Origin of the sequence: Pseudomonas sp. RIT357, from assembly GCF_000632245.1 — a bacterium.
In the GTDB taxonomy this organism is placed as follows: domain Bacteria; phylum Pseudomonadota; class Gammaproteobacteria; order Pseudomonadales; family Pseudomonadaceae; genus Aquipseudomonas; species Aquipseudomonas sivasensis.
The window spans coordinates 1-21,668 of record NZ_JFYX01000001.1; the positions used below are offsets into that span (position 1 = coordinate 1).

Annotated in this window: 23 protein-coding genes; 9 read left to right on the forward strand and 14 right to left on the reverse strand. The window is 58.9% G+C overall.

What is annotated here, in order from left to right:
• Positions 1–249 precede the first annotated feature (249 nt).
• The gene (gene tyrS / locus BW43_RS27170) at positions 250–1,449 is read right to left on the reverse strand and encodes a tyrosine--tRNA ligase (protein ID WP_017739632.1); all 1,200 of its coding nucleotides are present in this window, start codon (positions 1,447–1,449) and stop codon (positions 250–252) included.
• A 208-nt stretch (positions 1,450–1,657) separates the two neighbouring features.
• Here tyrS and BW43_RS27165 point away from each other — a divergent pair, with 208 nt between their 5' ends.
• Entirely contained in the window at positions 1,658–3,076 is a 1,419-nt protein-coding gene (locus BW43_RS27165) for a peptidoglycan DD-metalloendopeptidase family protein (RefSeq protein WP_032883822.1), read from the forward strand.
• A gap of 3 nt (positions 3,077–3,079) precedes the next feature.
• Entirely contained in the window at positions 3,080–4,171 is a 1,092-nt protein-coding gene (locus tag BW43_RS27160; RefSeq protein WP_032883823.1) for an anhydro-N-acetylmuramic acid kinase, read from the forward strand.
• A gap of 69 nt (positions 4,172–4,240) precedes the next feature.
• On the opposite strand, the gene erpA is transcribed toward BW43_RS27160, so the two are convergent.
• A complete protein-coding gene (gene erpA / locus BW43_RS27155; RefSeq protein WP_003176443.1) occupies positions 4,241–4,591 on the reverse strand; it encodes an iron-sulfur cluster insertion protein ErpA in 351 nt (116 codons plus the stop codon).
• Positions 4,592–4,756: 165 nt separating this feature from the next.
• On the reverse strand, positions 4,757–5,791 hold the full coding sequence (gene argC / locus BW43_RS27150; RefSeq protein WP_024077689.1) for an N-acetyl-gamma-glutamyl-phosphate reductase: 1,035 nt from the start codon (positions 5,789–5,791) through the stop codon (positions 4,757–4,759).
• 134 nt (positions 5,792–5,925) lie between these two features.
• Here argC and hemJ point away from each other — a divergent pair, with 134 nt between their 5' ends.
• The 6 genes from hemJ to coq7 all read left to right on the forward strand — a co-directional run bounded on the left by hemJ (position 5,926) and on the right by coq7 (position 10,396).
• Complete coding sequence (gene hemJ / locus BW43_RS27145) at positions 5,926–6,354, forward strand: protoporphyrinogen oxidase HemJ (RefSeq protein ID WP_032883825.1); 429 nt, start codon at positions 5,926–5,928, stop codon at positions 6,352–6,354.
• Between the two features lie 24 nt (positions 6,355–6,378).
• Complete coding sequence (locus BW43_RS27140) at positions 6,379–7,341, forward strand: nitronate monooxygenase family protein (RefSeq protein WP_032883826.1); 963 nt, start codon at positions 6,379–6,381, stop codon at positions 7,339–7,341.
• Positions 7,342–7,409: 68 nt separating this feature from the next.
• Positions 7,410–8,375: a DUF805 domain-containing protein gene (locus BW43_RS27135; RefSeq protein ID WP_032883827.1), complete on the forward strand. Its 966-nt coding sequence runs from the start codon at positions 7,410–7,412 to the stop codon at positions 8,373–8,375.
• A 60-nt stretch (positions 8,376–8,435) separates the two neighbouring features.
• Positions 8,436–9,224, forward strand: a complete 789-nt coding sequence (locus tag BW43_RS27130) for an SDR family oxidoreductase (protein WP_032883828.1) — start codon at positions 8,436–8,438, stop codon at positions 9,222–9,224.
• A 47-nt stretch (positions 9,225–9,271) separates the two neighbouring features.
• On the forward strand, positions 9,272–9,610 hold the full coding sequence (locus tag BW43_RS27125; protein WP_032883829.1) for a histidine triad nucleotide-binding protein: 339 nt from the start codon (positions 9,272–9,274) through the stop codon (positions 9,608–9,610).
• A gap of 138 nt (positions 9,611–9,748) precedes the next feature.
• Positions 9,749–10,396: a 2-polyprenyl-3-methyl-6-methoxy-1,4-benzoquinone monooxygenase gene (coq7, locus tag BW43_RS27120; protein WP_032883831.1), complete on the forward strand. Its 648-nt coding sequence runs from the start codon at positions 9,749–9,751 to the stop codon at positions 10,394–10,396.
• Between the two features lie 62 nt (positions 10,397–10,458).
• Here coq7 and BW43_RS27115 read toward each other — a convergent pair whose 3' ends face one another.
• Positions 10,459–10,881, reverse strand: coding sequence for an OsmC family protein (locus BW43_RS27115; RefSeq protein WP_003176451.1), 423 nt, complete (start codon positions 10,879–10,881; stop codon positions 10,459–10,461).
• 245 nt (positions 10,882–11,126) lie between these two features.
• On the opposite strand from BW43_RS27115, the gene crp reads away from it, so the two are divergent.
• Positions 11,127–11,771, forward strand: coding sequence for a cAMP-activated global transcriptional regulator CRP (gene crp / locus BW43_RS27110; protein WP_032883832.1), 645 nt, complete (start codon positions 11,127–11,129; stop codon positions 11,769–11,771).
• Here crp and BW43_RS27105 read toward each other — a convergent pair.
• The 10 genes from BW43_RS27105 to BW43_RS27060 form a co-directional block, all read right to left on the reverse strand.
• Positions 11,768–12,463, reverse strand: coding sequence for a lipoate--protein ligase family protein (locus BW43_RS27105; RefSeq protein ID WP_032883833.1), 696 nt, complete (start codon positions 12,461–12,463; stop codon positions 11,768–11,770). The genes crp and BW43_RS27105 overlap by 4 nt on opposite strands.
• Before the next feature lie 161 nt (positions 12,464–12,624).
• Positions 12,625–13,461, reverse strand: a complete 837-nt coding sequence (trpC, locus tag BW43_RS27100) for an indole-3-glycerol phosphate synthase TrpC (protein ID WP_032883835.1) — start codon at positions 13,459–13,461, stop codon at positions 12,625–12,627.
• Positions 13,458–14,507, reverse strand: coding sequence for an anthranilate phosphoribosyltransferase (trpD, locus tag BW43_RS27095; protein WP_032883837.1), 1,050 nt, complete (start codon positions 14,505–14,507; stop codon positions 13,458–13,460). The genes trpC and trpD overlap by 4 nt, the downstream gene beginning before the upstream one ends.
• Before the next feature lie 9 nt (positions 14,508–14,516).
• On the reverse strand, positions 14,517–15,110 hold the full coding sequence (locus tag BW43_RS27090) for an aminodeoxychorismate/anthranilate synthase component II (RefSeq protein WP_024077700.1): 594 nt from the start codon (positions 15,108–15,110) through the stop codon (positions 14,517–14,519).
• A gap of 9 nt (positions 15,111–15,119) precedes the next feature.
• On the reverse strand, positions 15,120–16,601 hold the full coding sequence (gene trpE / locus BW43_RS27085; protein WP_032883839.1) for an anthranilate synthase component I: 1,482 nt from the start codon (positions 16,599–16,601) through the stop codon (positions 15,120–15,122).
• A gap of 70 nt (positions 16,602–16,671) precedes the next feature.
• Positions 16,672–17,490, reverse strand: a complete 819-nt coding sequence (locus BW43_RS27080; protein ID WP_032883841.1) for a phosphoglycolate phosphatase — start codon at positions 17,488–17,490, stop codon at positions 16,672–16,674.
• Positions 17,487–18,161, reverse strand: coding sequence for a ribulose-phosphate 3-epimerase (gene rpe / locus BW43_RS27075; RefSeq protein WP_032883842.1), 675 nt, complete (start codon positions 18,159–18,161; stop codon positions 17,487–17,489). The genes BW43_RS27080 and rpe overlap by 4 nt, the downstream gene beginning before the upstream one ends.
• An 84-nt stretch (positions 18,162–18,245) precedes the next feature.
• Complete coding sequence (locus tag BW43_RS27070) at positions 18,246–19,394, reverse strand: iron-containing alcohol dehydrogenase (protein WP_032883843.1); 1,149 nt, start codon at positions 19,392–19,394, stop codon at positions 18,246–18,248.
• A 140-nt stretch (positions 19,395–19,534) separates the two neighbouring features.
• Entirely contained in the window at positions 19,535–20,359 is an 825-nt protein-coding gene (locus BW43_RS27065; protein ID WP_017739612.1) for an ABC transporter permease, read from the reverse strand.
• A 12-nt stretch (positions 20,360–20,371) separates the two neighbouring features.
• Entirely contained in the window at positions 20,372–21,619 is a 1,248-nt protein-coding gene (locus BW43_RS27060) for an ABC transporter permease (RefSeq protein ID WP_032883844.1), read from the reverse strand.
• Positions 21,620–21,668: the final 49 nt, after the last annotated feature.

Genomic DNA, 21,668 nt, shown 5'->3' on the forward strand with positions numbered 1-21,668 from the left:
GAAGATTTCTTCAACAACTTCAACCACTTGCGCTTCTGATCTCTCATCAGCGGGAGGCGAATTCTACAGCGTTACACGCTGCTGTCAACACCTCTTTTTCAACTTCCTTTTGGCTTCGATGAACTGAAGCAACTTACTGCCGAAAACTGCGTAACTCGTTGTTTACCAAGGAGTTTTCCGTTTCGACTGCGCCGGAAGTGGGGCGAATTATAGACAGATATAATTCGCCGTCAACACCTAATTTCAGCCTTATTCAGATTTTAGCGTAATACGTGCAAAGGCCTTCTTCCCCGCCTGACAAACGTGGGTCGCTCCGAGCTCATATATAAAGGTGCGATCTACCACCTCGCCATCTATACGCACACCACCCGAACCCAGAAGGTCACGAGCCACGGCGGAGTTTTTCACCAAGCCCGCCTTATTAAGAACGGCCGCAATCGGCATCGCCTCAGCAGCAGTCAGCTCAACCTCAGGCAGATCATCCGGCAACTCGCCATCTTTCATGCGGTTGCCCGCCGCGCGGTGAGCACTGGCCGCTGCCTCTTCACCATGGAACCGAGCAACAATCTCCTCTGCCAGCTTGATTTTCACATCACGCGGGTTGGCACCCGCCTCGACATCAGCACGCAACGCATTGATCTCGTCCATCGAGCGGAAGCTCAACAGCTCAAAGTAACGCCACATCAGCGCATCAGGAATGGAAACCAGCTTGCCGTACATCACGCCTGGCGCCTCTTGGATACCTACATAGTTACCCAGAGACTTGGACATCTTCTTGACGCCATCCAACCCTTCCAGCAATGGCATAGTCAGAATGCACTGAGCCTCTTGCCCATACGCACGCTGGAGCTCACGCCCCATCAGCAGGTTGAACTTCTGGTCGGTACCACCCAGCTCCACATCGGCACGCAGCGCCACCGAGTCATAACCCTGGACTAGCGGATACAGGAACTCATGAATAGCGATCGGCTGATTGGTGGAGTAGCGCTTATCGAAGTCGTCGCGCTCAAGCATTCGCGCAACGGTGTACTGAGATGTCAGACGAATAAAGTCGGCCGGCCCCATCTGATCCATCCAGGTGGAGTTGAACGCCACCTCGGTCTTAGCCGGATCAAGAATCTTGAATACTTGGGTCTTGTAGGTCTCGGCGTTGTCGAGAACCTGCTCGCGGGTTAGCGGCGGGCGCGTAGCGCTTTTGCCACTCGGGTCGCCGATCATCCCAGTGAAGTCACCTATAAGGAAGATGACCTGATGCCCCAGTTCCTGGAACTGACGTAGCTTATTAATAAGCACGGTGTGACCCAGGTGCAGGTCCGGCGCTGTCGGATCGAAACCAGCCTTAATACGCAGGGGTTGGCCACGCTTGAGCTTTTCGATCAGCTCGGCCTCAACCAACAGTTCTTCCGCACCACGTTTTATCAGCGCTAGCTGCTCTTCAACCGACTTCATAACAGACCCGCAAGGCTCAGATTCAAAAGGGAACCAACCATACAAGATCAGGGACTAATTACAAGTTTTGCCCTGCGCACGGACACCGTTCAGCAAGCCCAGCATTCGCGAGCTTGCGCCACAGATGATTTGGTTATATTTTATACAGTTATTTCATCTTCATCATGTCATTCATCTTTTCCATTTCATCTTCAAAGTCAAATTACCTATGACCACTGAACCGTCTAAAGCGCCGCCGCTTTACCCGAAGACCCACCTGCTCGCCGCAAGTGGTATCGCCGCCCTTCTTAGCCTGGCACTCCTGGTATTCCCTTCCAGTGACGTAGAAGCCAAACGAACATCCCTGAGCCTCGACTTGGAGAGTCCAGTTGAACAACTGACACAAGATCAAGACGCTTCCGACGCTCAACAAGCCACAAATGCCCCATCTGAATCGCCGTTTGCCCAGATAGAAAACACGCCCGAAGATACCCAGCAAGCGGCAAAGGAACTGCAAAAGCCAGTCGCAGACGCAGCTAAGAATCCTCAGCACCGCGAAGTGATCGTCGCAAAAGGCGATACGCTTTCGACCCTTTTCGAGAAGGTTGGCCTTCCTGCCGCCACCGTTAACGACGTGCTGGCCAGCGACAAACAAGCCAAGCAGTTCACCCAACTGAAACACGGCCAGAAGCTTGAGTTCGAATTGACGCCTGACGGCCAGTTGAACAACCTGCACAGCAACGTCAGCGACCTCGAAAGCATCTCCCTGACTAAGGGCGCTAAAGGTTTCGCGTTCAATCGCATCACCACCAAACCAGTGATGCGCTCCGCCTACGTTCACGGTGTGATCAACAGCTCGCTGTCGCAATCCGCTGCGCGCGCGGGGTTGTCGCATAGCATGACCATGGACATGGCCAGCGTATTTGGCTACGACATCGACTTCGCCCAAGACATCCGCCAAGGCGACGAATTCGACGTGATCTACGAGCAGAAAGTCGCCAACGGCAAAGTGGTCGGCACTGGCAATATTCTTTCTGCACGCTTCACCAACCGCGGCAAGACCTACACCGCTGTGCGCTACACCAACAAGCAAGGCAATAGCAGCTACTACACGGCTGATGGCAATAGCATGCGCAAAGCCTTCATCCGTACCCCAGTGGACTTCGCTCGCATCAGCTCGCGTTTCTCCATGGGGCGCAAGCATCCAATCCTGAACAAAATCCGCGCACACAAGGGCGTCGACTACGCAGCTCCTCGTGGTACGCCTATCAAGGCAGCGGGAGACGGCAAGGTCCTGCTGGCCGGCCGTCGCGGCGGTTACGGCAACACGGTGATCATTCAGCACGGCAACACCTACCGAACCTTGTATGGCCACATGCAAGGCTTCGCAAAGGGCGTGAAGACGGGCGGTAATGTGAAGCAGGGTCAGGTGATCGGCTATATCGGCACTACCGGCCTCTCCACCGGACCGCATTTGCACTACGAGTTCCAGGTCAATGGCGTACACGTTGATCCACTGGGCCAGAAACTGCCGATGGCCGACCCAATCGCCAAAGCAGAGCGCGCGCGCTTCATACAACAAAGCCAGCCCCTGATGGCACGTATGGACCAGGAGCGTTCCACCCTTCTGGCTTCGGCGAAGCGTTAAGTCATGCCGCTCTATATAGGTGTGATGTCCGGAACCAGCCTCGACGGCCTGGATATCGCCCTGATCGAACAAGGTGCAGCGGTCAATCTGATCGCCACCCACTACACTCCGATGCCGGACACCCTGCGCGCAGAGCTGCTAAGCCTGTGCGCTAGCGGCCCGGATGAGATTGCCCGTTCAGCGATCGCCCAGCAGCATTGGGTTACCCTCGCCGCTCAAGGCATTCACACACTGCTCGACCAGCAAAACCTCAAGCCTCAAGACATCCGCGCGATCGGCAGCCATGGTCAGACTATCCGCCACGAACCCGCCCGAGGTTTTACGGTGCAGATCGGAAACCCGGCCTTGCTCACTGAGCTGACGGGCATCACCGTGGTCAGCGACTTTCGCAGCCGCGATGTAGCCGCCGGCGGCCAGGGTGCACCGCTCGTCCCTGCGTTTCATGAAGCATTGTTTGGCGAAAGCACCGGCAACCGTGCGGTGTTGAATATAGGCGGTTTCAGCAACCTCAGCCTGATTGAGACCGGCAAACCTGTAGCCGGCTTCGACTGCGGCCCGGGCAATGTCCTGCTGGATGCCTGGATTCATCTACAACGCGGCGAACACTTTGATCGCGACGGCCAGTGGGCAGCCAGCGGCAAAGTAGAACATCAGTTGCTCAACGCTCTGCTCGGCGACCCGTTTTTCCTGACAAAAGGCCCAAAAAGCACCGGCCGAGAAGTGTTCAACCTGGGATGGTTGCAACAGCACCTTAGCCGCCTGCCAGCCTTCGAACCCCAGAACGTGCAGGCCAGCTTGCTGGAACTGACCGCCCTGACCATCGTTGAGTCCCTGCAAACCGCACAATCGCAGACAGAAACGCTGTTGATCTGTGGGGGCGGCGCCCATAACACCGCAATGATGAAGCGACTGGCCGCCCTGCTGCCATCCACCCAGGTCAGCAGCACAGCCACTCACGGCGTAGACCCCGACTGGGTCGAAGCCATGGCCTTCGCCTGGCTGGCCCATTGCTGCCTGGAAGGCATTGCCGCCAACCGCCCCAGCGTCACTGGCGCGCGCGGACTGCGGTTACTAGGCGCAATCTACCCCGCCTGACTAATCCGCAGACAGCAAAACGCCGCTTGGCCCATGAAAGCCAAGCGGCGTTTTTGTATCCACTCTCGATCAGATCGAGAACGAAGACCCGCAACCACATGTAGTGGTGGCATTAGGGTTCTTGATCACGAAACGCGAACCCTCCAGACCTTCCTGATAATCCACCTCGGCGCCCGCCAAGTACTGGAAACTCATCGGGTCTACAACCAGGCTCACGCCCTCGCGCTCAACGATAGTGTCATCGTCAGCCACATCTTCATCGAAGGTAAAGCCGTACTGAAACCCTGAACAACCGCCGCCCGTAACGAATACGCGCAGCTTCAAGCGATCATTACCCTCTTCATCGACCAGGCTCTTCACCTTGTGCGCAGCACCGTGAGTGAATTGCAAAGCCGTGGGGGTGAAGGATTCAACGCTCATGCTGATAATCTCCCGGCGTAGAGCCGCCATATGCGTAATGGCGGGCATTATCCGCTTCTCCTAGAAAATCGGTCAACTATTGTTACGGTATATCAATCTGCATCGCCGCCATTAGAAACACAAAAGGCCCGATCAACGGGCCTTTTGCGCAATCAACAAACCGCCTTAAGGCAGCATGCCGGCATGGGACAAGCCCAACTTCTCATCCAAGCCGAATAGGATGTTCATGTTCTGCACAGCCTGGCCCGACGCGCCCTTGACCAGGTTATCGATCACCGACAGCACGACCACCAGGTCGCCGTCCTGCGGACGGTGCACAGCAATCCGGCACACGTTGGCGCCACGCACGCTACGGGTTTCCGGGTGGCTGCCCGCCGGCATTACGTCGACGAACGGCTCATTCGCGTAGCGCTTTTCAAACAACGCCTGCAGGTCTACCGAACGATCGACCACGGTTGCGTATAGCGTTGAGTGGATACCACGGATCATTGGCGTCAGGTGCGGCACAAAGGTCAAGCCCACCTCCTTACCGGCAGCACGGCGCAGGCCCTGGCGGATTTCCGGCAGGTGGCGATGCCCTTTTACCGCGTAGGCCTTCATGCTTTCCGATGTCTCGGAGTACAGCGAACCTACCGCAGCACCACGGCCGGCACCGCTGACGCCCGACTTGCAGTCTGCAATCAGGCGCGAAGCATCCGCCAGCCCAGCTTCAAGCAACGGCAGAAAGCCCAACTGCGTAGCGGTTGGGTAGCAACCCGGCACCGCGATCAGGCGCGCCTGCTTGATTTGCTCACGATTGACTTCAGGCAGGCCGTACACCGCCTCTTCCAACAACTCCGGCGCGCCGTGTGGCTGACCGTACCACTTGGCCCATTCATCGGCGTCCTGCAGCCGGAAGTCTGCCGACAGGTCAATGACCTTGGTGCCAGCTGCCAGCAACTCACCGGCCAGCGCATGGGCAACACCATGTGGCGTGGCGAAGAACACCACGTCGCAGGCGCCAAGGGTCTTGATGTCCGGAACACTGAACGCCAAGCCGTCGTAGTGGCCTCGCAGGTTCGGGTACATATCGGCCACAGCCAGGCCTGCCTCGGATCGAGAGGTGATGACCACCACCTCAGCTTGCGGATGCTGAGCCAACAGACGCAGCAATTCGACACCGGTGTAACCCGTGCCGCCGACGATACCGACCTTGACCATAAACCTGCCCTCAACGAACCACTGGAAAGCCGTCGATAATAGGGGCCGTATCGCCCTGCGACAACCGTCAACGTGACGTATGGGCGCATGAGCCACTACTATCTTCGCTACCGTGAACCTGGGAATAACTAAAAATGCTTTATCTATGGGTCAAAGCCTTCCACATCATCAGCATCGTCTGCTGGTTTGCCGGGCTGTTCTACCTGCCGCGCCTGTTCGTCTACCACGCCCAAAGCGAGGACACCGTCAGCAAGGAGCGCTTCAGCATCATGGAGCGCAAGTTGTACCGCGGCATCATGGGCCCGGCGATGATTGCCTCCTTGGCATTCGGCATCTGGCTGATTGCCCTCAACCCCGGCATCTTTCAGTCCGGCGGCTGGATCCACGCCAAGCTGACCCTCGTTGTACTGTTGATCGGCTATCACCACATGTGTGGCGCACAGGTAAAACGTTTCGCCCGTGGCGAAAACACCCGCAGCCATGTCTTTTATCGCTGGTTCAATGAAGTCCCGGTTCTGATATTGCTGGCTATCGTAATTTTGGTCGTAGTCAAACCGTTCTAACTTCAATTACTCGGGGTACCTCCAATGTCGCTGCCCGCTCTGCTTGAACAACGTCTGCGCCTGCCCGTGGTGGCTGCGCCGATGTTCCTGATTTCCAATCCACAACTGGTCCTGGCCTGCTGCCGCAATGGCGTGGTCGGGAGCTTCCCTGCGCTCAACCAGCGCGAGAGCAGTGGCTTCAAAGCCTGGCTGGAGGAAATCGAAGCGGGCCTTGCGCAGTTGGACAATCCAGCGCCGTACGCCGTCAACCTTATCGTGCACAACAGTAACCCTCGCCTGGAGGCGGATCTGGCGATCTGCGTTGAGCACAAGGTGCCGATCGTGATCACCAGTTTGGGCGCGGTGAAGGAGTTGGTAGATGCCGTGCACGGCTACGGCGGGCTGGTGTTCCACGATGTCACCACCCGGCGCCATGCCGAAAAAGCCGCTGAAGCCGGTGTAGATGGCCTGATTGCTGTGGCTGCCGGTGCCGGTGGCCATGCCGGCACCTGGAGCCCGTTCTCGCTGATTGCCGAGATTCGACAGTTCTTCGACAAAACCCTGCTGCTGGCCGGGTGCCTCAATCATGGACACGAAATCCTCGCCGCCCAGTTGCTGGGCGCAGACCTGGCATATTTCGGCACGCGCTTTATCGGTACAGCCGAAAGCCACGCCCCAGATGCCTATAAAGAGATGCTGCTCACATCGCGCGCCGCCGACATCGTGCACACTCCCGCAGTCTCCGGCGTTCCCGCTAGCTTTATGCGCCAAAGCCTGGAAAATGCCGGGTTCGACCTCGCTGCCCTGCAAGGCAAAGGCGAAGTCAACTTCGGTTCCAAGCTCAAACCGCTGAGCGACGAAGCCAAAGCATGGAAGACCGTATGGTCCGCCGGCCAAGGCGTCGGTGAGATTAATGATTTGCCCAGCGTCGATGAACTCGTTGCCCGCCTCGATGCCGAATACCGCAAGGCGCGCGAGCAGGCCGCACAATTGCGCTGGCCACGCTGACCCAACCGACAGGCCTGCCAATTGAGCAGACCCGCACCCCCACCTGAATAAGTGACAAGGAAGCCCGCATGAGCGACAACCGCTTCAAGATTGTTTTTGATGGAGCCTTGCTCCCGGGTGTCGAAAGCACCACGGCCAAGCTGAACCTGGCTGAGCTGTTCAAAAGCACCGTCGAGGACATCGAGAAACTCTTCACCGGTCGCCCGGTTGCACTAAAACGCGACCTGTCACGCCCCGACGCCGAAACCTACCTCACCGCTCTGAAGAACGCTGGCGTCGACGCGCGCATCGAGGCCGAACAGCCCGTAGCCTTCAGCCTTGCCGAAACACACGAGACGAGCTCTGGTGCAACAGACTTCTCTCGCCCAGCCGCTTCACCGTACGCGCCTCCGCGTGCTGCCGTGGGTGACAGCCACCCTGAATACGCCGATCTCAAGATCTTCACGATCAATGGCCGTATTGGCCGTCTGCGGTATCTGGCATGGACGCTGGTACTGACCGTCGCAATGCTCGTCGCAGCAGGCATCCTTAGTACTGTAGGCTTCGCCATCGCGACCGCGTCACCGACGATAGCCATCATTGTTGGCTCGCTGCTCGGTTTAGCGCTGTTCGTTGCGGTTGTAGTCGTGAGTGTGCAAATCGGGGTCCAGCGCTTGCACGACCTGGGCTGGTCTGGCTGGCTGTACCTGCTGAACCTCGTGCCGCTGGTAAACAGCATTTTCCCGCTGTTGCTGCTGGTAGTGCCAGGTAACTCGGGTGCCAACCAATACGGCGCACCGCCACCGCGTAACTCCACTGCGGTAAAGGTTCTGGCCTCTCTGTGGCTGGCATTCATTCCTCTGATGCTCATCCTCGTCGTGTCGCTGGGCATGAACGGCTACCTGGACCAACTCGAATCCAACGTCGACAGCAGCTACGAAAGCAGCTCCATCACCTCCGATGAAGACGCCGATCAAAGCGTCATCGTTGATGAAGAAGACGCCCAAAGTGCTGACGAAGCGGCCGAACCTGTAGACTCTGCAGAAGAACAGTAAAGAAACGCCCCCATCCGTGATGCCTCCATCATTGATGGGGGCGTTGCGATGGAGAAAGGCATGACCCGTTACGCTCTGATCACCGGTGCCTCCAGCGGCATTGGCCTTGCCTTGGCAGAAGCCCTGGCACGTCGTGGCCGCAGCTTGATTCTGGTGGCCCGCCAGCGTGATCAGTTGGAAAGCATTGCAATCGAATTGACTCAGCGCTTCGGCGTCGAGGTGCTGTTTCGTGCCTGCGACTTGGGCGAGCCGCTGCGCTTGTCCGGATTCCTGTTGGAGCTTGAAGAAGGCGAGCGGCAGATTGATTTGCTGGTCAACTGCGCCGGCATAGGCACAAGCGGACCATTCCTGGCCCAGGACTGGATGACCGAGCAAGACCTTATTGAAGTCAACATCCTCGCCCTCACCCGCATGTGTCACGCCCTGGGCAATACCATGGCGCTGCAGGGCGGCGGACAAATTCTTAACGTTGCGTCGATTGCCGCGTTTCAACCCGGTCCGTGGATGAGCAGTTACTACGCCAGCAAGGCCTATGTGCTGCATTTCTCCGAGGGTTTGCGCGAAGAACTGAAGACCTGCGGCATCAAGGTATCGGTCCTTTGCCCTGGCCCGACACGCACTGCGTTCTTCGGTACCGCGCAAATGGACACCGCCAAGCTTGATCGCAGCGAACAACTGATGAGCCCGGAAGAGGTCGCGCTCTACACCGTACGCGCATTGGAAAAGAACAAAGCCATCATCATCCCCGGCCGCCGTAATCGCTGGCTGGCCTTCAGCCCACGTCTAAGCCCGCGCTGGCTGACGCGCAAAATAGCCGGTGCCATCAACAAGGCCTATTGCCCACGCTGACCGCGTGGGTACACTCACCCCTGCACGCTCATAATGGAGAAACAGCTGTGGATACTCTGTTCACCAAGATCATCAACAGAGAAATACCCGCGAAGATCATCTACGAAGATGATCAAGTCCTCGCTTTTCACGATATTGCCCCGCAGGCACCAGTGCATTTTCTGGTGATCCCGAAGAAGCCTATCCGCACCCTCAATGACCTCACGGAAGATGACAAATCCCTGGCCGGGCACATTCTGTTTACCGCCCAGCGCCTCGCCGTGGAACAAGGCTGCGAGAAAGGGTTTCGCGTAGTAATGAACTGCAATGAGGATGGCGGACAGACTGTCTATCACATCCATATGCACGTGCTGGGTCAGCGCCAGATGAACTGGCCACCGGGCTGAGGATTATTGGGGAGTTTGCGACTGCGACGCAGCCGGACGGCAGCAAGCTCCCTCGCCACAAAGGCAAATTGACTCAGGGCAAACGCTTGCCCATCTCTTGCGGTAAACTGGCCGCCGAGATTCTTCCCGGAGGTCAGCATGACTACCCAACGTCACTACTCGCCGATTGATCGCCTATTGCTGCAAGCCGACACGGCCATGCGCACACTCCTGCCCTTCAGTGGCCAACCGTACCGTCCGTCGCCCGCCATCGTGCAACCTGACGCGCAGATGAGCGAGACCGACACTCGTCATGTCGCCGGCCTGATGCGCATCAACCATACCGGCGAAGTCTGTGCCCAGGCGCTTTACCAAGGCCAGGCATTGACTGCCAAGCTGCCGCAGGTACGCGCGGCCATGGAGCACGCGGCCGAGGAAGAAATCGACCACCTGGCCTGGTGCGAGCAACGCATCCGTCAACTGGGTAGCCATCCCAGCGTGCTGAATCCACTGTTTTACGGTTTGTCGTTCGGCATCGGCGCTGCTGCTGGCTTGATCAGTGACAAGGTCAGCCTCGGTTTTGTCGCCGCGACTGAACATCAAGTGTGCAAGCACTTGGATGAACACCTGGAACAATTGCCGGCCGAAGACGAAAAATCCCGGGCCATTCTTGAGCAGATGCGTATCGATGAAGAACACCACGCTGAAAGCGCACTGGATGCAGGCGGTTTCCGCTTCCCGGCGCCAGTGCGTTTCGGCATGAGCCTACTTGCCAAGGTCATGACCAAAAGCACCTACCGCGTCTGAGCAAACCTGCAGACGAAAAAAAGGGCGCTTTCAAAGCGCCCTTTTCTTTTGCCAATCGGCGATTAACCCAACTCGATAATCTCGTAGTCATGGGTAATGGCCACGCCGGCCGCACCGAGCATGATCGACGCCGAGCAGTACTTCTCTGCCGACAGCTCGATGGCGCGCTTGACCTGAGCCTCCTTCAGCCCTCGGCCCTTCACCACGAAGTGCATATGGATCTTGGTGAACACCTTGGGATCTTCAGTGGCGCGCTCGGCTTCCAGGAAGGCTTCACAGCTTTCCACGGCCTGTCGGGATTTTTTCAGGATGCTGACCACGTCGAAATTGCTGCAACCGCCCACGCCCAGCAGGAGCATTTCCATCGGACGTACGCCCAGGTTGCGGCCACCGGCTTCAGGCGGGCCATCCATGACCACTACATGGCCACTGCCCGACTCACCGAGGAACATGGCTTCGCCCGCCCATTGGATGCGTGCCTTCATCGCCCAGACTCCACTGCTAAAAAAGGGTCGCCAGCTTAGCACAGGGCCTGAGCGCGACAGCGTTTCCCATCTATGTGATCAATAACGGGGCTTGCTCGGTAAATTGGCTAATCGAGTCAGAATGTGTCTGTTAAGCTGACGCCAAATGAGTGGCGCATTGCCACCCTTTATAAAGCGTGTATCAATGCCGATACCGCCGAGTACAACAATTCCAACCACCTCGCGCTGCCTTTCGGGATACAACCATGGTTGCTCTGACGCCCATACCCAAGATCAAGAATCTCGACAAGCTGCTGATGCATTGCCAGCGCCGACGTTACCCGGCCAAGCACAACATCATCTGCGCCGGCGAGCGCTCCGAAACGTTGTTCTTCATTATCAAGGGCTCAGTCACCATTCTGATCGAGGATGAAGACGGCCGCGAGATGATCATCGCCTACCTGAACACGGGGGATTTCTTCGGGGAACTGGGGCTGTTTGAGCAAGCCGGCAAGGAACAGGAGCGTAGCGCCTGGGTGCGGGCAAAGGTCGAGTGCGAAGTGGCCGAGATCAGTTACACCAAATTTCGCGAGCTGGCTCAACACGATCCCGACATTCTCTACGCACTCAGCGGTCAGATCGCCCAGCGCCTGCGTGATACCACGCGCAAGGTCGGCGACTTGGCATTCTTCGACGTTACCGGTCGCGTGGCCCGTTGCCTGCTGGAGCTGTGCAAACAGCCCGATGCAATGACTCATCCCGACGGCATGCAAATCAAGATCACCCGTCAGGAAATCGGGCGAATTGTCGGCTGTTCACGAGAGATGGTCGGCCGCGTGCTCAAGGACCTGGAGGAGCGCAATCTGGTCCACGTCAAAGGCAAGACAATGGTGGTGTTCGGTACTCGCTAACCCGGCAGGAAGCTGGCCAGCATCTGACGGTACAAGGTATCCAATCGGCTGATGGCGTCCGGCGCGGGGAAAGCTTCGTGCAAGGCGATATGGCTGTCGGCACGAACCCGTTGCTCCAGACCGCAGGCTTCGTTGAAGCGATTGACCGCCGCGATCAGTTCTTCGCGATCGTTATCCAGCAACAACGCACCGTGCACCAACCCTACCGGGCGGCCACCGCTTTGCCGCCAGCGCTGGGCTGTACCGACCATTTTGCGCCCGTTGAGGTTGACGTTGTAACGACCGTCGCAGAATGCACCTTCGATTTCCCCGACGGAGGCATCGCCGCCCAACTCGATGAGTAAATCGCAGATCGGCTGGCATAGGCGCTGGTAACCGGTTTCGATGCGGCCTTGATCGCCTTCACTGCGCGGCGGAGCGTAGACCAGGGCGATATTGACCGTAGCGCTGGACTGCGGCACCGGTTCGCCACCGGTCTCACGCAGCAACACCGGCCAACCGTAATCGGCCGAGACTTGGCTGGCGGCTTCGAATGCCGGCAACCGACTCAGACGACGCGGCATCACCAAGGCTTGATCACTGGGTTGCCAGAACAGCAGGCCGAACTCCTGGTCACCAGCACAAACGGCAGCCAACAAGGCTTGCTCGGCGGCAAGGCCTGCTTCGACGGTCATCTTTACTGGCTGAGTCATCTAACACCTACCTATCGGCATAACCACAGGACCCAATGTGGGAGGGGGCTTGCTCCCGATGGCATTCTGTCAGTTGATGAACAAGTCAACTGACACTCCGCTATCGGGAGCAAGCCCCCTCCCACATTTGACTGCATTTCAAATATTGACCGTGGGTCAAATCAATCGAGAGTTGAACCGCTGACCGCCACGCCACGCTCCGGGAAGAACAGACGCTGCAGTTCCGCCCCCGGGTTCTCGGCGCGCATGAAGGTCTCGCCCACCAGGAACGAGTACACATTGCTGATTTCCATCAGCTCCACGTCGGCGCGGTTAACAATGCCGCTCTCAGTGATCACCAGGCGGTCGCGTGGAATACGCGGCAGCAGGTCGAGAGTGTTTTCCAGGCTGACTTCAAAGGTGTGCAGGTTACGGTTGTTGACCCCCACCAGCGGTGTGTCGAGGGTTTTGAGTGCGCGCTCCAGCTCATCGCCGTCGTGCACTTCCACCAGCACGTCCAGGCCGACGCTTTTGGCCACGGCCGCCAACTCGGCCATCTTCACGTCATCCAGAGCGGAGACGATCAGCAGAACGCAGTCGGCGCCCAAGGCACGGGCTTCGACGATCTGGTACGGATCGACCATGAAATCCTTGCGGATCACCGGTAACTTGCACGCCGCACGGGCCTGCTGCAGGAACAGGTCGGAACCCTGGAAATAATCGATATCAGTCAATACGGAAAGGCATGTCGCCCCGCCCTTTTCGTAGCTGACCGCGATTTCCGCTGGCACAAAGTGCTCGCGGATAACACCCTTGCTCGGCGAAGCCTTCTTGATCTCCGCGATCACCGCCGGATGCTTGAGCTTGGCCTGGGCGATCAGTGCATTGGCAAATCCACGCGGTGCGTCAGCGGCTTTCGCTTGGGCTTCCAGCTCGGCCAGGCTCAGACGGGCACGGCGTTCGGCGACTTCTTCAGCCTTGCGGGCCAGGATCTTTTCCAGAACGGTCGGAACACTCATCCTTCATTCTCCATCTTGAATACAGCGGTGAATGCTCCCAGCTCTTCGAGCTTTTCACGAGCCAGACCGGTGTGCAGCGCATCGTGGGCCAATTCGACACCTTCCTTAAGACTATAGGCATGGTCGGCAGCGTAAAGTGCCGCGCCAGCATTCAGAACAATCATTTCCGCAGCTTTTTGACCGTTCTCAGTCTTACGCCGCCCCAGGGCATCGCGAATCAACTCCAGGGACGCCGCCGGGCTTTCTACCGCCAAGCCATGCAGGCTCTGGCTCTTCATGCCCAGGTCTTCTGGCTCGACCCAATACTCGGTGATCTGGTCATTCTTCAGCTCCGCCACAAAGGTCGGCGCGGCCAGGCTGAATTCATCCAGGCCATCTTTGGAGTGCACCACCAGCACATGCTTGCTGCCCAGGCGTTGCAGCACTTCAGCCAACGGTTTGCACAACGCCTGACTGAATACGCCCACCACCTGGTGCTTTACACCGGCCGGATTCGTAAGCGGGCCGAGCATGTTGAACAGCGTACGCAGGCCAAGGTCTTTGCGCGGACCGGCGGCGTGCTTCATTGCACCATGATGGGACTGGGCAAACATAAAGCCGATGCCGACGTTGTCGATGCAGCGCGCCACTTGTACCGGTGTCAGGTTCAAGTAGATACCGGCCGCTTCCAGCAGGTCGGCACTGCCGCTCTTACCGGACACCGCACGGTTACCGTGCTTGGCCACGGTGCAGCCCGCCGCCGCAACCACAAAGGATGAAGCCGTCGACACGTTGAAAATATTCGCACCGTCGCCGCCGGTGCCAACCACATCGACCACACCGTCGAGGGTTTTAAGCTCGACCTTGTCGGCCAACTCACGCATCACCGAAACCGCGCCGACGATCTCGTCGATGCTCTCGCTCTTCATGCGCATTGCCATCATAAACGCGCCGATCTGCGCGTCAGTGCATTGGCCGGTCATGATCTCGCGCATCACATCGCTCATTTCAGCGGTGCTCAGGTCCAGATGGCCGACGATACGGCTCAGGGCAGTCTTGATATCCATGGAAAGTCCTTAGCGCGTGCCGCCGCTCTGCTTGAGAAAGTTGGCGAACAGCTCGTAGCCCTGCTCGGTCAGGATCGACTCGGGGTGAAATTGCACCCCTTCGATGTTCAGTGTCTTGTGACGCAGGCCCATGATCTCGTCGACCGAGCCGTCTTCCAGCTGTGTCCAGGCAGTCAGCTCCAGACATTCCGGCAGGGTTTCGCGCTTGACCACCAGCGAGTGGTAGCGAGTCACAGTCACCGGGTTGTTGAGTGCCTGGAATACGCCCAAGTCCTTATGGAACACCGGACTGGTCTTGCCGTGCATCACTTGGCGCGCACGCACCACGTCACCACCAAAGGCCTGGCCAATGGATTGGTGGCCCAGGCATACACCCAGGATTGGCAGCTTGCCGGCGAAGTACTTGATGGCTTCGAGAGAAATACCCGCCTCGGTCGGCGTGCACGGGCCCGGCGAAACCACGATGCGCTCGGGATTCAGCGCGGCGATCTCGGCCACGGTCAGCTCGTCGTTGCGCACCACCTTGACCTCGGCACCGAGTTCGCCCAGGTACTGCACAACGTTGTAGGTAAAGGAATCGTAGTTATCAATCATCAGCAACATGGGGAAACCTCAGGAATTGGGGGTCTGTTCAGCCAGCGCAACAGCGCGGAACATCGCGCGGCGCTTGTTCAGGGTTTCTTCCCATTCGAGGGCCGGTACCGAGTCGGCGACGATCCCGCCACCGGCCTGCACATGCAGCTCCCCGTCCTTGATCACTGCCGTGCGGATCGCAATAGCGGTGTCCATGTTGCCGTTCCAGGCGAAATACCCCACGGCGCCGCCGTAGACACCACGCTTGACCGGTTCCAACTCGTCGATGATTTCCATCGCGCGAATCTTCGGCGCGCCCGACAACGTGCCCGCCGGCAGAATCGCCCGCAGTGCGTCCATCGCCGTCAACCCGGCTTTCAGTTCACCGGTGACGTTGGACACGATGTGCATCACGTTGGAATAACGCTCGATGACCATCTTCTCGGTCAGCTTCACCGAGCCAATTTCCGAAACGCGCCCGGTGTCGTTACGGCCCAGGTCGATCAGCATCAAGTGCTCGGCGATTTCCTTATCGTCGCTGAGCAGGTCTTCTTCCAGCGCCAGATCCGCTTCTTCAGTCGCGCCACGCGGACGAGTGCCGGCGATCGGGCGCACGGTGATCAGGTTATCCTCGACACGCACCAGCACTTCCGGCGAGCTACCCACTACGTGGAAGTCACCAAAGTTGAAGAAGTACATGTACGGCGTCGGGTTGAAGCAGCGCAGCGCCCGGTACAGGTCGATAGGCGCGGCCTTGAAGTCGATGGACATACGTTGCGACGGCACCACCTGCATGCAGTCACCGGCGAGGATGTATTCCTTGATGGTATCGACGGCGCGCTCGTAGTCATCCTGGGTAAAGCTGGAGCGGAACACCGGATCGCTCGCCGGTGGACGGCTGAGGTCCAGGCCGCGACGCGGGGTGATCGGCTGGCGCAGTTTTTCCAGAAGGGCTTCCAGGCTGGCCAGGCCCTGTTCGAAGGCGTCAGCTTGGGATGGGTCAGCGAGCACAATCGCGTGCATCTTGCCGGCGAGGTTGTCGAAAACCACCACCGCGTCAGACACCATCAGCAGAATATCCGGCACGCCCAGCGGGTCCGGGTTCGGGCATTTGCCCAGGCGTTTTTCCACGTAACGCACGCAGTCGTAGCCGAAGTAACCCACCAGCCCGCCGTTAAAACGCGGCAGACCCGCAATGGTCGGCACGTTGTAGCGCGCCTTGAAGGCTTCGACGAAGGCAAGCGGGTCTTCAACGTCATGGCTTTCGATCTCGACGCCATCATGGGTAATGCTCACATGATGGTCGTGTACCCGCAGCACCGTGCGGCATGGCAGACCGATGATCGAGTAACGGCCCCACTTCTCGCCGCCCTGTACCGACTCCAGCAGATAGGAGTTGGGCTCGTCGGCCAGTTTCAGGTAGATCGACAGTGGCGTGTCGAAGTCGGCCAGGGTTTCGCAGGCCAGGGGGATACGGTTATAGCCGGCAGCGGCCAAACGCAGGAATTCTTCGCGGATCATGATGTGCCTCGTGGCGTGAGGGTCTAACAGTCAGGTATGCAAACGTGCCGCAGGGCGCGGCCAGGATCAGTCAGGCGCGCCAACGCCAGCGGGCCAGGGCCTTGATGACTTTCATCCAGAGTTTGCGAGTGACCACCACGATGGAATTTCCAGAAGGGGACTTATCGATGTCGGGCAACGTTATCTCAGCGCCCGCTCCCAAGCAACCGGGGATTAGCAGTCGCAGGTCATCAATGACCAGCGCCGGCGACTCTTCGGCAATCGGCCGGCCATGGTTATAACCGTAGCTTAGGGCTACACACTGAACACCCGCGGCTTTTGCCGCCTGCACATCACTGCGCGAGTCGCCGACAAACAGCGACTGGGACGCCGGGATATTGGCCATTTTCATCACGAAAAACAGCGCCGCCGGGTCGGGTTTCTTCTGTGGCAAGGTATCGCCACCGATGATCCAGCGGAAATACCGGCCGATTTTCATCTGGTCCAACAGCGGCGCTACGAAGCGCTCCGGCTTGTTGGTGATCAGGGCCATTTCCACGCCCTGTTTGTGCAGCCATTTGAGGGTGTCGCGCACGCCGGGGTAAACCACGGTCAGTTCGTGGCCGTCCTCATAAGCAACATTGAATAACTCCAGCGCATGCTCGGCTTCCACGTCATCGACGCCTTCAGCGTCGATATGGTTAGCCAGGGCCCGGCGCACCAGCATCTGCACGCCATTGCCAACCCATTCGCGTACAGACTCGATCCCCGCCGGCTTGCGTCCCAGCTTGAGCAGCATTTGGTCCACCGCCGCCGCCAGGTCTGGCACCGAGTCGATCAGCGTACCGTCCAGATCGAACATCACCAACCGTGGCAGTTTGCCGGGAAACAGCTGCTCAAAGCCGCTCATGGACGTGCCAGCGCCAGTTCGGCACGCATCTTGTCGATGACTTCCTGGTAGTTCGGCGCGTTGAAGATCGCCGAACCGGCCACGAACGTATCGGCGCCGGCCGCTGCGATTTCACGGATATTGTTGACGTTGACCCCACCGTCGATTTCCAGGCGGATATCACGACCGGACGCATCGATCAGCGCGCGGGCTTCGCGCAGCTTGTCGAGGGTGCCGGGGATGAACTTCTGCCCGCCGAAACCTGGGTTGACGCTCATCAGCAACACCATGTCGACCTTGTCCATCACGTACTTGAGCACGTCCAACGGGGTAGCCGGGTTGAACACCAGGCCCGCCTTGCAGCCGCCTTCGCGGATCAGTTGCAAGGTACGGTCGACGTGCAGCGAGGCTTCCGGGTGGAAGGTGATGTAGGTTGCACCGGCTTCGATGAAGTCACCGATGATGCGGTCTACCGGGCTCACCATCAGGTGCGCATCGATCGGCGCGGTAACGCCGTATTTGCGCAACGCTGCGCAGACCATCGGACCGATGGTCAGGTTGGGCACGTAGTGGTTGTCCATGACATCGAAGTGCACGAAGTCGGCACCGGCGGCCAACACGTTGTCCACTTCCTCACCCAGGCGGGCAAAATCGGCGGAGAGAATCGATGGAGCAATGACGAAGGGCTGCATGACGCACCTTTTTTGAGCTAAATCACGATGGCGCGCATTGTATACCTCATGCTTTGCTGCGCGCACCGTGACCTGGCTCAATGGCTAGTAAGCGGCCCGGTAGATTTTCTCAATATCCGCCACGCTGAGCTTGCGCGGGTTGTTACGCATCAACCGTTCGATACCTGCCGCTTCGGCGGCCATGGTGGGAATTGCGCCTTCGGGAATACCGAAACTGTGAAGCCCTTCCGGGATCTCCACTGCGGCGCAGAGTCGCGTCATCGCCTCGACCGCCTGGTCGGCCGCGTCATTGGCACTTAACCCAGTGATATTCACGCCCATGGCCTGGGCAATGTCCTGCATCCGCTCGACACACGCCAGCTTGTTCCAGTGCATCACATAGGGCAGTAACAGCGCGTTACTCACGCCATGGGCGATATTGAAACGCCCGCCCAGTGGATAAGCCAACGCGTGCACCGCACCCACCCCGGCATTCCCGAACGCCATGCCGGCCATCAGGCTGGCGGTAGCCATGTCGTCGCGGGCCTGGAGGTTGGCGGGGTTGGCGTAGGCCTTGGGCAGCGCCTTGGCGATCAGCTTGATTGCGCCGATGGCCAAGGCGTCCGTGATCGGAGAGGCATTCAGCGACAGGTAGGACTCAATGGCATGCACCAGTGCATCTACACCACTGGCGGCGGTGACACTGCGTGGGCAGGTCAGGGTCATTTGCGGGCTGATCAGCGCCACATCCGGCAAAAGGTAGTCGCTGACGATGCCTTTTTTCAGCTGTGCGGCCTTGTCGGAGAGGATCGCCACATTGGTCACCTCCGAGCCCGTGCCGGCCGTAGTCGGGATGGCGATCAGCGGCGGGCCCTTGCGCGGTACCTGGTCGACACCAAACAAGTCGGCCAGGGCGCCATGGTAACCGGCGTAGGCGGCCACACTTTTAGCGATGTCGATGGCACTGCCGCCGCCCAGCCCAATCAGGCCGTCGTGCCCGCCGTCGCGATAGGCCTGCATGCAGTCTTCGACGATGGCGATTTCCGGGTCGGGCAGCACGCGATCAAAAATTTCGTAGGGGCGTTCACCCAGGTGTTCAAGCGCCAGCGCCACGGTGCCGGATTTGACCAGCACGGCGTCGGTCACGATCAGCGGGTTATCCACATCCAGGCGCGTGAGTTCAAAGGCCAGTTGTTCGATGGCGCCAGCGCCGGTCAGCAATTTGTGGGCGATCTTGAATGAGGAAGTACTCATGTGCGCGGCCTCTTATTAGTCGATGGGCTGGCACAAGAGTAGCTGACCGAAACAGGTTGTCTTTCATTCAGCAGCTGAATGGTCACAGAACCCATGTGGGAGGAGGCTTGCCCCCTCCCACATGGGTTCTGTGCTGGGCTTTAGACTTGGGCAGTACGCAGTTTCTCGCTACGGCCGCGCAGCCATTCCAGGGTCAGCAACAGCAACACCGAGAAGGCAATCAGCAACGTCGCAGCCGCCGCAATAGTGGGGCTGAGGTTTTCGCGGATACCGCTGAACATCTGCCGTGGCAGGGTCGCTTGTTCAGGGCCGGCGAGGAACAGCGTCACCACCACCTCGTCGAACGAGGTCGCGAACGCAAACAGCGCCCCGGAAATCACCCCCGGCGCAATCAACGGCAAGGTCACCCGACGAAACGCAGTCAGTGGCGAAGCCCCCAGGCTGGCCGCTGCACGCACCAGATTGTGGTTAAAACCCTGCAACGTCGCCGACACCGTGATGATCACAAAAGGGACACCCAACACCGCGTGCACCACGATCAGCGAGAAAAAGCTGTTACCCAAACCCAGCGGCGCAAAAAACAGGTAGCTGGCCACGCCGATGATCACCACCGGTACCACCATCGGCGAAATCACCAGCGCCATGACCAGTGCTTTGCCGGGGAAATTGCCACGGGTCAGGCCAATCGCCGCCAGCGTACCAAACACCATGGCCAGCACGGTGGCCGCCGGGGCGACGATGATGCTGTTCTTCAGCGCTCGCATCCATTCGGCCGAAGCGAAGAAGTCCTGGTACCAGTGCAGCGAGAAGCCCTGCAACGGGTACACCAGAAAACTGCCGCTGTTGAACGACAGCGGGATGATCACCAGCACGGGCAAGATCAGGAACAGCAGAATCAAGCCGCAGAGGATCCGCAAGCTGTAGAACCAAACCCGCTCAACGGGCGACATATAAGGGCTCAGCATCGCAAGGTCTCCTCAGCTCAGGCGCAGGCGGCTGGCGCCGACCAAACGGTTGTAGATCAGGTACAGCACCACGGTCGCCAGCAGCAGTAAGCCGCCCAACGCCGTCGCCATGCCCCAGTTGATGCTGGTGTTGGTGTAGAAGGCCACGAAGTAGCTGACCATCTGGTCGTTCGGGCTGCCCAACAGTGCCGGGGTGATGTAGTAACCAATCGCCAGGATGAACACCAACAGGCAACCAGCGCCAACGCCGGCGTAGGTCTGCGGGAAGTACACGCGCCAAAAACTGGCGAACGGGTGGCAGCCCAGGGAAATCGCCGCACGCATGTAGGTCGGCGAGATGCCTTTCATCACGCTGTAGATCGGCAGAATCATGAACGGCAGCAGGATGTGCACCATGGAGATGTAGACACCGGTGCGGTTGAACACCAACTCCAGGGGCTTATCGATCAGGCCCATGCCCATCAGCGCACTGTTGATCAGACCGCCGGATTGCAACAGCACGATCCACGCTGCCACTCGCACCAGGATCGAGGTCCAGAACGGCAGCAGCACGAGAATCATCAGCAGGTTGCTTTTACGCGCCGGCAGGTTGGCCAGCAGATACGCCAGGGGATAGGCCAACAACAGGCAGATCACGGTGATCACCAGGCCCATCCAGAAGGTACGGGCAAAGATATCCAGATAGATCGCCTGATCCGGGGTGGCCGGGGCCACTTCGCCGAGGTCGTCGATGCGGTGATCGACGGCCGCCAGCAGGTAGAACGGTGTCAGGCTGCTGGTATTACGCCGGATCGCTTGCCAGTACGCCGGGTCGCCCCAGCGTTCGTCGAGGGTTTCCAGCGCTTCTTTATAGGAGGCAGGCGCTTCGGTGAACGGCAGCGCCCGCGCGGTTTTTGTCAGCAGGCTGCGATAGCCGGCCAGCTCCATGTTTAAGCGTTTGGACAGATCGCCCAGGGTCTGGTTTTTGCGCGCCTCACCCAGGTCTTCACTGAGAGCCTGATACACCGGTTCACCCGGCAGACCACGGCCGTCCCAGGCAGTCACCGCCACCACGGTACGCGGCAGGCCGCCCACCACTTCCGGATTACCGACGCTCTTGAACAAAAGCGCGACGATCGGCACCAGAAACACCAGCAGCAAAAACAGCACCAGCGGTGCAATCAAGGCCTGGGCCTTCCAGCGATTGACCCGCTCGGCACGCGCCAGGCGCTGCTTGAGGGTGGGGCTGTTGACCTCGTTCGAGGGAACGGCGATGGCCATGGCTAACTCCGAAAATCTGAAAGTGACGACAAACCTGTGCCTGGGCTCA

Excerpts from the sequence above, each read along its gene's own strand:
- tyrS (WP_017739632.1), bottom strand. The coding sequence starts at position 1,449 with ATGAAGTCGGTTGAAGAGCAGCTAGCGCTGATAAAACGTGGTGCGGAA.
- BW43_RS27165 (WP_032883822.1), top strand. The coding sequence starts at position 1,658 with ATGACCACTGAACCGTCTAAAGCGCCGCCGCTTTACCCGAAGACCCAC.
- BW43_RS27160 (WP_032883823.1), top strand. The coding sequence starts at position 3,080 with ATGCCGCTCTATATAGGTGTGATGTCCGGAACCAGCCTCGACGGCCTG.
- erpA (WP_003176443.1), bottom strand. The coding sequence starts at position 4,591 with ATGAGCGTTGAATCCTTCACCCCCACGGCTTTGCAATTCACTCACGGT.
- argC (WP_024077689.1), bottom strand. The coding sequence starts at position 5,791 with ATGGTCAAGGTCGGTATCGTCGGCGGCACGGGTTACACCGGTGTCGAA.
- hemJ (WP_032883825.1), top strand. The coding sequence starts at position 5,926 with ATGCTTTATCTATGGGTCAAAGCCTTCCACATCATCAGCATCGTCTGC.
- BW43_RS27140 (WP_032883826.1), top strand. The coding sequence starts at position 6,379 with ATGTCGCTGCCCGCTCTGCTTGAACAACGTCTGCGCCTGCCCGTGGTG.
- BW43_RS27135 (WP_032883827.1), top strand. The coding sequence starts at position 7,410 with ATGAGCGACAACCGCTTCAAGATTGTTTTTGATGGAGCCTTGCTCCCG.
- BW43_RS27130 (WP_032883828.1), top strand. The coding sequence starts at position 8,436 with ATGACCCGTTACGCTCTGATCACCGGTGCCTCCAGCGGCATTGGCCTT.
- coq7 (WP_032883831.1), top strand. The coding sequence starts at position 9,749 with ATGACTACCCAACGTCACTACTCGCCGATTGATCGCCTATTGCTGCAA.
- BW43_RS27115 (WP_003176451.1), bottom strand. The coding sequence starts at position 10,881 with ATGAAGGCACGCATCCAATGGGCGGGCGAAGCCATGTTCCTCGGTGAG.
- crp (WP_032883832.1), top strand. The coding sequence starts at position 11,127 with ATGGTTGCTCTGACGCCCATACCCAAGATCAAGAATCTCGACAAGCTG.
- BW43_RS27105 (WP_032883833.1), bottom strand. The coding sequence starts at position 12,463 with ATGACTCAGCCAGTAAAGATGACCGTCGAAGCAGGCCTTGCCGCCGAG.
- trpC (WP_032883835.1), bottom strand. The coding sequence starts at position 13,461 with ATGAGTGTTCCGACCGTTCTGGAAAAGATCCTGGCCCGCAAGGCTGAA.
- trpD (WP_032883837.1), bottom strand. The coding sequence starts at position 14,507 with ATGGATATCAAGACTGCCCTGAGCCGTATCGTCGGCCATCTGGACCTG.
- BW43_RS27090 (WP_024077700.1), bottom strand. The coding sequence starts at position 15,110 with ATGTTGCTGATGATTGATAACTACGATTCCTTTACCTACAACGTTGTG.
- trpE (WP_032883839.1), bottom strand. The coding sequence starts at position 16,601 with ATGATCCGCGAAGAATTCCTGCGTTTGGCCGCTGCCGGCTATAACCGT.
- BW43_RS27080 (WP_032883841.1), bottom strand. The coding sequence starts at position 17,490 with ATGAGCGGCTTTGAGCAGCTGTTTCCCGGCAAACTGCCACGGTTGGTG.
- rpe (WP_032883842.1), bottom strand. The coding sequence starts at position 18,161 with ATGCAGCCCTTCGTCATTGCTCCATCGATTCTCTCCGCCGATTTTGCC.
- BW43_RS27070 (WP_032883843.1), bottom strand. The coding sequence starts at position 19,394 with ATGAGTACTTCCTCATTCAAGATCGCCCACAAATTGCTGACCGGCGCT.
- BW43_RS27065 (WP_017739612.1), bottom strand. The coding sequence starts at position 20,359 with ATGCTGAGCCCTTATATGTCGCCCGTTGAGCGGGTTTGGTTCTACAGC.
- BW43_RS27060 (WP_032883844.1), bottom strand. The coding sequence starts at position 21,619 with ATGGCCATCGCCGTTCCCTCGAACGAGGTCAACAGCCCCACCCTCAAG.